Raw genomic sequence first — 10,383 nt, forward strand, 5'->3', positions numbered from 1 at the left:
CGGGCGCTGCGATGCGGGTGAGGTCAGGATGCGGAACGTGCCGGGCGACGACCGCCACGACACGCGCTGCCTCAGGGTTGATGAAATCGACTGGAACGCCCCGCCGGACGTCACGGCCAAGGCCGAAAAGACTGCAGTCGGCGATGTCGTCCTGAAGATGGACGACCTGCGCAAGTATTACGAGGTCAATGCCAATGCCCTTTTCGGCGGTGGCGACAAGAAAGTGGTGAAAGCCAACGAAACCCTGAGTTTCGAGGCGCATGAGGGCGAAACGCTGGCCATCGTCGGCGAATCTGGCTGCGGCAAGTCCACCTTTGCCAAGGTGCTGATGGGGCTGGAAACCGCGACATCGGGCCAGATCCTGCTCCACAATCACGAGATTCAGTCGACGCCGATCGAGGATCGCTCGACCGAAACCGTGTCGAGCGTACAGATGGTGTTCCAGAACCCGTTCGACACGCTCAACCCGTCAATGACGGTCGGGCGCCAGATCATCCGGGCGCTGGAGATCTTTGGCGAAGGCAATTCCGACAAGGAACGCGAAGAGCGGATGCTGGAGCTTCTGGACCTCGTGAAGCTGCCGCGCGCCTTTGCGGACCGGATGCCGCGTCAGTTGTCCGGCGGGCAGAAGCAACGCGTGGGCATCGCGCGGGCCTTTTCGGGTGGTGCCAAGATCGTGGTGGCGGATGAACCTGTCTCGGCGCTCGATGTCAGCGTTCAGGCGGCTGTGACCGACCTTCTGATGGAGATCCAGCGCGAGAACCGGACGACGCTCCTCTTCATCAGCCACGACCTCTCGATCGTGCGCTATCTCAGCGACCGGGTCATGGTGATGTATCTTGGTCATGTGGTGGAACTGGGCACGACCGATCAGGTCTTCTCGCCGCCCTATCACCCCTATACCGAAGCGCTCTTGTCGGCGGTTCCGATTGCAGACACCCATGTCGAAAAGAAACGCATCGTGCTGGAAGGCGACATTCCGTCGGCAATGAACCCGCCACCCGGCTGCCCGTTCCAGACCCGTTGCCGCTGGAAGTCGAAGGTCGCGGGCGGGCTATGCGACAAGGACGTGCCACCGGTGCGGGTGCTGGGGAACGGCCACCAGATCAAATGCCACCTGCCCGACGAAACCCTCGCCGAAATGGAACCGGTCATCAAGATCGCGGCCGAGTAAGCCTGGGCAGAACCAGCATCGTGGCCCCAAGGGCCGCGATGCGCGCGCCCGAGCCGATTTTAAACCGGGCAAGGCCCGGCGCGTCCTCGGTATTCACGTCGCCAAGGTCTAGGGTCGTATAACCGTCCGCCTTCAGATCGCGGGTCGCCTGCCAGAGCAGAAGCTGGTGAGCGTTGAGCTGCCTGCCCTCCTGCCCCGACCAGCCGATGTGATAGGTCACCGCGGGCCGGTGCAGCAATAGCAGCATTGTGGCGATGGTCTGGTCTTCATAATTCGCCTGATAAAGCCGGGTTCCGCCGGGAACGATCTGTTCCCAAGTCCGGGTGAACCTGCCCGGCAGCGTGTGATAGCCGCGCAGGCGCTGTTGCGTCGCATCGCGGGCAAGCAGATCCTCAAGCGCTGCCGCTGTCGCCGCACCCTGCCCCACCGACAGGCCCGCGCCTTCGGCCCGCACCAGCCGGTTGCGCCATTTGCCCGCCAACCCCGCCCGCAGATCGGCAAGATCCGGACGGAGGTCAAGCACCGCCTGATGCCGGGCGGTCACGAGCGGGATCAGCCCGGCACCATGCAGTGCCCGCTCAGGCGTCATCACCGTCAGCCCCACCCCGCGCGCGATCATGCGACAGGCCATGACCGCCTCATCGGCGGGCAGATCCTCCAGCCAGACCGGCCCGCGACCAATCAGCGACAGTGTCACCGGCCCGGTGCGCCGGCTTGCCACTTGCACCAGTCCAACCCGCCGACCATGCCGCAGGATTTCGCCCCGGCTTACCTGCCGCCCCAATGCGGACAGGGCATCGCCATAGCTCCAATGCTGCTGCATCGGCAGCCCGGCACCCGCCGCCGCCTGCCCCCATTCCCGCCTGTCGATCCGGTCCCAGACAATCTTCATGACCGCATTAACCGGACGGAAACCTAACGGGAGGCTAATGCGGCGGATGAAACCGAAAAGTTCTGCTCCTGTCCTCGGCGTTCACGCCCCGGCCCCGCGCCTGAGCTTCGCAGCTCTGGCGTTGGTCACGACGGGCCTCTCCCTCGCCTTTCTCACCATGCTCGCGGGCTTTACCATCGCCGCCTCAATCTTCTGACGTCCGGCCACGCGCGCTTGATGCGAAGCCGAAAGCGTCCTATCACGCGGCTGCCGACGCATTCAGACAGGATTGACCCGATGACAGCACAGCAGTCCATGCTCGTGGCCGATATCGGCGGGACCAATACACGGGTCGCGCTTGCCGTCGGCGACAGGCTGGATCGGTCGACGATCCGCCGCTTTGCCAATTCCGGGCATTCCGGTCTTGGCCCGATCCTTTCGACCTATCTGGACGAGGCGGGCAATCCAGGCTGCACGGGGGCATGTGTAGCTGTTGCCGTGCCGGTCTATGACGGCGTGGCGAGGATGACAAATCTCGACTGGAGCATCGATTGCGGTGCTGTGGCCAAGGCGACGGGCGCGACCCGCGTTGCGGTGCTCAACGACCTTCAGGCGCAGGGCCATGCGCTGGGGCATCTCGCGCCCGCCAGCCTCCGTCCGGTCATCGCCGGGCAAGATGCGGGCGCGGACGCGGCGCGGCTGGTCATCGGTGTCGGCACCGGGTTCAACGCCGCCCCGGTGCATGAGGCCCCGGGCGGCCGGATCGTCGCCGCCTCCGAATGCGGCCAGATGACATTGCCCGTCCGCAACGAGGCCGATCTTGGCCTGATGCGTTTTGTCAAGGCGGCACACGGCTTTGCCTGCGTCGAGGATATCCTGTCGGGCCGCGGGCTGACGCGGCTGCATGCGTTCCATGCTGCCCAAGCCGGGCAAGACGCCTCGGCCGATGCCGTAGCGATCATGGCCGCAATCGCGGATGGGAACGATCCTGTCGCAACCGCCACCGCGCGCGCATTCATCCGCCTGATGGGGGCGGTCGCTGGTGATCTGGCGCTGTCATACCTGCCGTTCGGCGGCATCTATCTGATCGGTGGCGTCGCCCGGGCCTTCACGCCGCATTACGAGCGGTTCGGCTTTGCCGATGCCTTCCGCGACAAGGGTCGGTTTTCGACCTTCATGCAAAGTTTCCCGGTCGCGATCATCGAAGATGACTATGCCGCGCTGGAGGGCTGCGTCCGATATCTGCACAATCAGTCATAACGCCTCCCTCGCCTCCGGCATCAAAGCATTCTTAACGCCTTGCCCGCTACCGTTCCCGCAATTGATCAGGCGGAGGCGAAGACGTGCGAGCATCAGAACAAGTCGGCGGCACGGAATCCCTTGTTCTTGACGGGCGGCTGGACCTTCCGGCGGCGGCCCCTTTATTCGCATCGCTTACCGTCCGATGCGGAACCCCGCTATCCCTGGATGCGGGCCAGGTCAGCCACCTTGGCACATTGTGCCTGCAAATCCTGCTTGCCGCAGCGGCGGAATGGCGAAAACACGGCCAGGTTCTGACCCTGTCACCAGTCTCGGCAGCCTTTTCCGAGGCGCTTTCGACATTCGGGGTCGATCTCGACGCGCTTCAGGCCCCTGGCGCGTCCGTACAGCAAGCCGAGGAGGCGTGATGGCGATCAAGGTTCTTGCCGTCGATGACAGCCGGACGATCCGCGACATGCTGGAGCTTGTCCTGACCGATGCCGGATATGTGGTAACGCTGGCCGAAGACGGTCAGGCGGGGCTGGAGGCCCTGGCCGATTGCGAACCCGACGCCATCATTTCGGATATCAACATGCCGCGCCTCGACGGATTCGGATTTGTCGAGGCAGTGCGGCGAATCGACCGGCATCGGGCGACGCCCATCCTTGTGCTGACCACCGAAAGCGCGCCCGACCTGAAGGCACGCGCACGGGCCGCAGGGGCCACGGGCTGGATCGTCAAACCGTTCGACGCACCAAAGCTGGTCCGCGCGCTGCAGATGGTCGCAGGTTAAGGGGGCGGCATGGCCGATCAGACCGATCCTCTGGCGACGATCCGCGCCGGTTTTTTCAACGAATGCGCAGAGCGGCTGGAACAGCTCAACGACGCCCTGTCCGATCTGGGGGAAGGCGGGATGGACGGGGCAGCCGATCCCGAAATCATCAATACCGCCTTTCGCGCGGTTCACTCCATCAAAGGCGGGGCGGCGTCTTTCGGGCTTGATGCGCTGGTCCGCTTTGCCCATTCCTTCGAAGCCGCACTTGAGCAGGTGCGAAGCACTGCGGCACTGCCCGCACCAGAGCGGCTGACCCTGATGCACCGGGCCGCCGATCATCTGACCGACCTTGTCGCGGCCTGCGCGACGGGCGATGCGTTGCCCCCGCCAGGTGATGACATTGCCGCGCAGCTTCTGGCGCCGGGGAATGGCGATGCAGGTTTGCCCGTTGCGCCTGAGACGGGGGACCGGCCATGGCGGGTGCGGTTTTGCCCCCGAAAGGACCTTTATGCGTCGGGTAATGACCCGCTTTTCCCGCTTCGGGCGCTGCGCGATCTCGGCGCGACGCGGATCGCCTGTGATCCATCCTGCCTGCCCGATCTGGCCGGTTTCGACCCCGAAGCAGCCTATCTTGTCTGGACCATCAGCCTGCCGCCCACGGTCGCGAGATCCGAGATCCTCGATGTCTTCGACTTTGTCGCCGATCTTTGCGACCTTGACATCGCACAAGAGGACATCCCCGCGACACCGACCGCCACCGGAACCGCCCAGACAGCCCTTTCGGAGCAGTCCCCCACCATGCGGGTCGATCTGGAGCGGATCGACCGGCTGATGAACCTCGTCGGCGAACTGGCCATCGGCCATTCGATCCTCAGCCAGAGGCTGAGTGAAGCGACATCCGCCAATCCGGCCGACCTGACCCAGCATGTCGATACGCTGACCGGCCTGACGCGTGACATTCAGGACAGCGTGATGGCGATCCGCGCGCAACCGGTCAAATCGCTTTTTCAGCGTATGGGGCGGGTGCTCAGGGAAACCTCGGCGGCGCTCGGAAAGCCCGCCCGGCTGGTGCTGGAAGGCGAGATGACCGAGGTCGACCGCACCGTCATCGAACGGCTGACCGATCCGCTGACCCATATGGTGCGCAATGCAATCGATCACGGGCTTGAGCCGCCGCAAGACCGCGAACGGGCGGGGAAGGCCGCGCAGGGCACCGTGACACTGTCGGCGGCCCATCGGGCCGGCAGGCTGGTGATCGAGCTTGCCGATGACGGACGGGGCATTGACCGGGACCGCATCCTTGCCTCGGCCGAAAAGCGTGGCCTGATCGCGGCAGGCGCGCAACTGACCGATGCCGAGATCGACCAGTTTCTTTTCGCTCCGGGCTTTTCCACCGCCAGAACGCTCTCCGACATCTCGGGGCGCGGTGTCGGCATGGATGTGGTCAAGACGGCGATCAAACGCCTCGGCGGCCGGATCACGATCCGCAGTGAGGCCGGGGCGGGCACATGGTTTACGCTGTCCTTGCCACTGACGCTTGCGGTGATGGACGGGATGGTGGTGCGCATCGCGGGTCAGACGATGGTGATCCCGGTGGCCGCGATCCTGGAAACCGCAGCCCTCAACGCAGTGGAACGACGCCCGCTTGGCGATGATACGACCCTTCTGAACATGCGGGGAAGCTATGCCGCCCTCGTCGACACCGCAGCCGCGCTCGGCATGCGCCCGCCCGGACGGTTGCCCCGCGATCCGATCGCGATCCTGACACAGGCCGACGATGACAGCCGTGCGGCCCTTGTCGTCGATGCGGTTCTTGACCAGCGTCAGGTCGTGGTCAAGCCGGTCCGGGGCGGGTTCGGCCGCATCCCCGGCATTGCCGCCGCCACGATCCTCGGCGATGGCGAAATCGCATTGATCCTCGATCCCGGCGAAACCGCGCGCCTTGCCCCGCCCCGGCACAAGGAAGAGCTTCATGCAAGAACCGGTTGATCATCGCCCCCAATCCGGCGCGCTTTCGTCTGCAGACGGTGAGGTGGAACTGCTCGCCTGCCATCTCGGGCAAGAGGTGTTCTGCATCGATGTCACCGCGATCCGCGAACTTCGCTGCTGGTCGCCGCCGACCCCCTTGCCCCATGCGCCTGCCAGCCTGACAGGTGTCATCAACCTGCGCGGCACCATTCTGCCCGTCGTTGACCTTGCCGCGCGGCTGGGGCTGCCCCCCCTGATCGCCGACAGCCGCAATGTGATCGTCGTGGTCAGCCTTGCCGGTCAGGCGACCGGGCTTGTCGTCAGCGCCGTCAGCGACATTCACCGGGTGGCGCAAGCCAGCCTCACACCACCGCCCCCCATCTCTGGCGAAAGCGCCGATGCCTGTATCGCGGCCCTGGCCCTGATTGAGGACCATATGATCCGCATCATCGATCTGGCTGCACTTCTGCCACGCCAAACCATGGACGCGGCATGATGAAGGTCAGCAACCACACCAAAGTGCCCCAGGGCGCAGGAAGGGCCGGGGCATGACCATACCGGCGGACACGCAAACCGATCAGGACGAAATCACACTCGACACGCTTGCATTGCGCATAGCCGAGGAACTGGCCCATCTGACGCAGCTGTCGCAGGACGTGCAGGACGGGTTGTCCGGCTGCATAACCGCCTGTCCGCAAGACGGGGCGATTGTCATGCAATTGCAGGCAATCGACCGTATCGGACAGGGGCTGGCCGATCTCGGGCGGTTGATGGCGGGCCTGACCGGGGAACTGCCCGGCGATATCACCCTGCCGACCGGAACCCTGCGCCGCGACCTGCGCCTGCGGGATCTGGCCGACCGGCTGGTTCCGCAAACCAGAGAACCCGCATCTGCACCCGGCCGCAAGACCGGTGACATTCTCTGGTTCTGATGCTCCGTCCAGACGCTATAGCCCGTGGCGGTTCGGGTCGGGTGGCACGGGCGACCGAGCCTGATCTTGGCGGGTTGGCAGAGACGCAGCGTTCAGGTGCCGGATTTGCTGTACCGTTGGGCATGCACTCCCGGCGCGGCGTCAAACCGGCCGGTCAGCTCAAGGATACGCTCGGCCATGTCAGGCAGCGGCACCGCCATCTCGGCCGCGCCGCTTGCAAGGGCCGCGCCGGGCATGCCGAAGACAACCGAGGTTGCGGCATCCTGCGCAAGGCAGCGTGCCCCGCCTGCCCGCAACCGCCCCATCGCCGCCACGCCATCACTGCCCATCCCCGTCAGCAGGACCGCAACGACATGCCCGGCCATGGGGCGGGCGGACGCAAAAAGCCGGTCGACGGATGGGGATAGCGCCGCTGGATCCGCAATCGGCTCCATGCGGCAGAGCGTTTTCCTGCCCGGCGCAAGGGACAGGGCACGCCCCCCTCCGGGCGCGAAAAGGATGGTTCCGGGCTCGAGCCTGCATCCATCAGTGGCCAGCCTTACCGCCGGGGCGATCCGGTCGGCCAGTCGCTGGACAAACCGCTCGATGAACGGGGCCGACATATGCTGCACGACAAGTACCGGCGGCCCATCTGCCGGGATCTGTCGCAGAACGGTTTCAAGGGCCTCAACCCCGCCGGTTGACGCCCCGATCAGCACAACCCGCCCGTTCCAGCGATAGGGCCCGGTCCCGACCGGCGCAGGGGCGGGAGAACGGCGAACAGATGGCCGCGACCGCGCCGCGGCTATCAGACGATCGCCAAGATGCAGCGGCCGCGCCGTGCCAAAAATCTCGGATTTTCCCAGACAGTCAACCGCTCCGCGCGTCAGTGCTTCGATGGCCCGCGTGCTGCCACGCATGGTTTCACCCGCCAGCATCACGACCGGCATCGGCCTGAGCCGCATCAGCCGGTCAAGGAAGGTCAGTCCGTCCATCTTCGGCATTTCGATGTCGAGGGTCAGAACATCCGGCTGAAGACGTTTGATGAGGTCGCGCGCCTCGATCGGATCGGCCGCCTCACCCACGATCTCGCATCGCCCGTCACTGGCCAGAGCCCCGCGCAACAGTGCACGGACGGTCGCTGAATCGTCGATGATCAAGACCCGGCACGGCAAGACAGCCTGTTCCGCCGGGGACTGCACGGGCCGCATCGTCAGAATTCATCCCAATCGGTAAAACTTGCCGGTCGCGAAGGCCGGGCGAACTGCTCCCCCACGGCAATCCTCGCGAAGGGGTGACGGGGCTTTTCCCTGATCATCGGTGCGGTCAATGCCGGGTCGGCTTGCCGCCCGTCATAGTGAGGGCCGACATCGGCACCGACCTCTGTCAGGTTGGGAATGCGAAACCGCGCCATGGTGGAATTCAACGCTTCGGCACCCCGGGTCAGCGACTGGCCTGCGGCTGAAGCCTGCGCGAAGAGCGCCGCGTTCTGCTGCGTAACCTGATCGATCTGATTGACCGCCACATTGATCTCGGCAAGTCCGGCCGATTGTTCCTGGGCCGAGGCGGCAATTTCGGCCATACGGTCGGCTATATGGGTGACCGATCCGACGATCCCCTTCAGGGCACTGCCCGCCTCGCCGACCAGCCCGACGCCGCGCTTGACCTGACCGGTCGAGGCTGAAATCAGCGTGTCGATCTCGCGCGCGGCCTCGGTCGAACGCTGCGCCAGCGCCCGCACTTCGGCGGCGACGACGGCAAAGCCGCGTCCCGCCTCACCCGCTCGGGCGGCCTCCACGCCCGCATTCAGCGCCAGCAGATTGGTCTGGAAGGCGATATCCTCGATCACGCCGATAATGCGGGCGATGCGTTCGGATGAACTTTCGATCTCGCCCATCGCGCGCACCGCTTCCTCGACAACGGCGCCGGAAGCTTCGGCAGAGGCGCGGGCCGCCCCGACTACCTGGCTGGCCTCCGCCGCGCCCTCTGCGGCGGATTTGACCGATGCCGTCAGTTGATCAAGCGCCGCCGCGGTCTGTTCCAGCGTCGCGGCCTGCTTTTCGGTTCTGACCGTCAGATCCTCGGCAGATCGGGCAATCTCCAGCGTCCCGCCCTCAATCTCGACGGCATTTTCCATCACCACGGCCATGGCAGCCGCCAGTTGCCCGATCGCATTGTTGAAATCGTGGCGCAGGGTTTCGTATTCGACCGCGAATTCGGCGTCGATACAGGCGGTCAGATCACCCCCCGCCAGTCCGCTCAGACCAACGCGCAATGCCTCGACCACTTCGTGTAGTGCGGCCTCGAGCGCGCGTCTGCGATCCTCGGCCATACGCAGCCCCTGTTCGGCCGCGGTCATATCCGCCCCCATGAGAACGACCTTGATCAGCTGGCCGTCGTGATCGTGGATCGGTGACAGGCTTCCATCAACGACACCTTCATAGCCTGTGAGGTGACGCGCCCGGAAGCGGCCGAACACCGATTCCCCGGCAAGCAGACGGTCCCAGACGGGGGCATTTTCCGGCTGCGTCTCATCGGCCCCGAACACATCCTGATAGGCCCGCCCGACAAGCTCCGCCTTATCGGCTCCGACCAGCGCGCACATCTTTTCATTGGCCGACGATACCTGCCCTTCGGCATCGAATTCGGCGGTGGCGAGGTTGCGGTCAATGGCGGTCAGCACCGCCCGGTTCATCCGTTCGACGGTGACGTCGCGCCATTCGACGACAAAGCCGATGCGACCCTGCCCCTCCATCGCGACTTCGTTGACATCGAGTGCGAAACGCGCGTCGCCGACGCGTATTTCATCCCGATGTGGCAGGTTGGCAGAGGCGTCCAGCACCCGGCGCACTGCCGCCGGGATCGCCCGGAAATCGTCGATCCTGCGCCCCGGCACCGTTGCGGGGTCAAAATCCGCACTTGTCTTGCGAAATTCAGCGGCGTGTTCGTGGAACAACGTGTCGAGCGAGGGGTTGATGTAGGAAATTCTGCAATCCCGATCCATGATCATCAGCGCCGCGGACGATCCTTCCAGTGCCGCACTCTTGAATGCTGCTTCGCGCGCTATGCCGGCCGAGGCCGCAAGGCTGTCGCGGAACGAATCCAGCGTCCGGGCAATGGTGCCGATTTCATCACGGCGCGTGGTATCCTGAACCGTGACAGTATAGTCCCCGTCGGCAATTGCCTGCATGGCCCGGGCATTTGCGACCAGAGGGCGCGACAGTCTGCGCGCGACCAGAAACACCACGCCGCCAAGCACCACCATCGAGGTGAGGCCAGCGGTGATCAGCGTTGTGGTCAGAGTGCGGACGGGCGCCAATGTCGTTGCAAGCGGCACTTCATGCACAAGCACCAGATCCAGACCGGGCAGCGCCACCCTGCTGGCCATTACGGTCGAACGCGTTCCGAACAGCCCCGGTTCCTGCATCAGCGCTTCGCCTTCGGC

At 65.0% G+C, this 10,383-nt stretch carries 11 protein-coding genes; 8 read left to right on the forward strand and 3 right to left on the reverse strand.

Annotated elements, in window-relative coordinates; all coding sequences use genetic code 11:
- Positions 1-1,174: ABC transporter ATP-binding protein (locus WBB85_RS04015; protein WP_432637337.1), on the forward strand; the 1,174-nt coding region annotated here is incomplete at its 5' end.
- Here the strand turns inward: WBB85_RS04015 and WBB85_RS04020 are convergent.
- Positions 1,155-2,066, reverse strand: coding sequence for a GNAT family N-acetyltransferase (locus WBB85_RS04020; protein ID WP_432637338.1), 912 nt, complete (start codon positions 2,064-2,066; stop codon positions 1,155-1,157). The genes WBB85_RS04015 and WBB85_RS04020 overlap by 20 nt on opposite strands.
- A 46-nt stretch (positions 2,067-2,112) precedes the next feature.
- Between WBB85_RS04020 and WBB85_RS04025 the strand changes: the two genes are divergently transcribed.
- From WBB85_RS04025 to WBB85_RS04055, 7 genes are all read left to right on the forward strand, one after another.
- Complete coding sequence (locus tag WBB85_RS04025; protein ID WP_432637339.1) at positions 2,113-2,262, forward strand: hypothetical protein; 150 nt, start codon at positions 2,113-2,115, stop codon at positions 2,260-2,262.
- A gap of 80 nt (positions 2,263-2,342) precedes the next feature.
- Positions 2,343-3,305, forward strand: coding sequence for a glucokinase (locus tag WBB85_RS04030; protein ID WP_432637341.1), 963 nt, complete (start codon positions 2,343-2,345; stop codon positions 3,303-3,305).
- Positions 3,306-3,388: 83 nt separating this feature from the next.
- Positions 3,389-3,712, forward strand: a complete 324-nt coding sequence (locus WBB85_RS04035; protein ID WP_432637342.1) for an STAS domain-containing protein — start codon at positions 3,389-3,391, stop codon at positions 3,710-3,712.
- Positions 3,712-4,077 carry a response regulator gene (locus WBB85_RS04040; protein ID WP_432637343.1) on the forward strand — a complete coding sequence of 122 codons (366 nt, stop codon included), beginning with the start codon at positions 3,712-3,714 and terminating at the stop codon, positions 4,075-4,077. Before WBB85_RS04035 ends, WBB85_RS04040 begins: the two co-directional genes overlap by 1 nt.
- Positions 4,078-4,086: 9 nt before the next feature.
- Entirely contained in the window at positions 4,087-6,048 is a 1,962-nt protein-coding gene (locus tag WBB85_RS04045) for a chemotaxis protein CheA (RefSeq protein ID WP_432637344.1), read from the forward strand.
- Positions 6,032-6,523, forward strand: a complete 492-nt coding sequence (locus tag WBB85_RS04050; RefSeq protein WP_432637345.1) for a chemotaxis protein CheW — start codon at positions 6,032-6,034, stop codon at positions 6,521-6,523. Before WBB85_RS04045 ends, WBB85_RS04050 begins: the two co-directional genes overlap by 17 nt.
- Positions 6,524-6,575: 52 nt before the next feature.
- Positions 6,576-6,959 (forward strand): hypothetical protein, encoded by a 384-nt coding sequence (locus tag WBB85_RS04055; RefSeq protein ID WP_432637346.1) that lies wholly within the window; start codon positions 6,576-6,578, stop codon positions 6,957-6,959.
- Positions 6,960-7,051: 92 nt separating this feature from the next.
- Here WBB85_RS04055 and cheB read toward each other — a convergent pair whose 3' ends face one another.
- Together cheB and WBB85_RS04065 are read right to left on the reverse strand one after the other, a co-directional pair.
- Complete coding sequence (gene cheB, locus WBB85_RS04060; protein WP_432637347.1) at positions 7,052-8,098, reverse strand: chemotaxis-specific protein-glutamate methyltransferase CheB; 1,047 nt, start codon at positions 8,096-8,098, stop codon at positions 7,052-7,054.
- A gap of 53 nt (positions 8,099-8,151) precedes the next feature.
- Positions 8,152-10,383, reverse strand: a 2,232-nt coding sequence (locus WBB85_RS04065) for a methyl-accepting chemotaxis protein (RefSeq protein ID WP_432637348.1), incomplete at its 5' end; no start/stop codon positions are given.

This window comes from Albidovulum sp., assembly GCF_049646345.1.
In the GTDB taxonomy this organism is placed as follows: domain Bacteria; phylum Pseudomonadota; class Alphaproteobacteria; order Rhodobacterales; family Rhodobacteraceae; genus Albidovulum.

What these genes read in the sequence shown, in the direction of transcription:
- WBB85_RS04020 (WP_432637338.1), bottom strand. Translation starts at nt 2,066, where the DNA reads ATGAAGATTGTCTGGGACCGGATCGACAGGCGGGAATGGGGGCAGGCG.
- WBB85_RS04025 (WP_432637339.1), top strand. Translation starts at nt 2,113, where the DNA reads ATGAAACCGAAAAGTTCTGCTCCTGTCCTCGGCGTTCACGCCCCGGCC.
- WBB85_RS04030 (WP_432637341.1), top strand. Translation starts at nt 2,343, where the DNA reads ATGACAGCACAGCAGTCCATGCTCGTGGCCGATATCGGCGGGACCAAT.
- WBB85_RS04040 (WP_432637343.1), top strand. Translation starts at nt 3,712, where the DNA reads ATGGCGATCAAGGTTCTTGCCGTCGATGACAGCCGGACGATCCGCGAC.
- WBB85_RS04045 (WP_432637344.1), top strand. Translation starts at nt 4,087, where the DNA reads ATGGCCGATCAGACCGATCCTCTGGCGACGATCCGCGCCGGTTTTTTC.
- WBB85_RS04050 (WP_432637345.1), top strand. Translation starts at nt 6,032, where the DNA reads ATGCAAGAACCGGTTGATCATCGCCCCCAATCCGGCGCGCTTTCGTCT.
- WBB85_RS04055 (WP_432637346.1), top strand. Translation starts at nt 6,576, where the DNA reads ATGACCATACCGGCGGACACGCAAACCGATCAGGACGAAATCACACTC.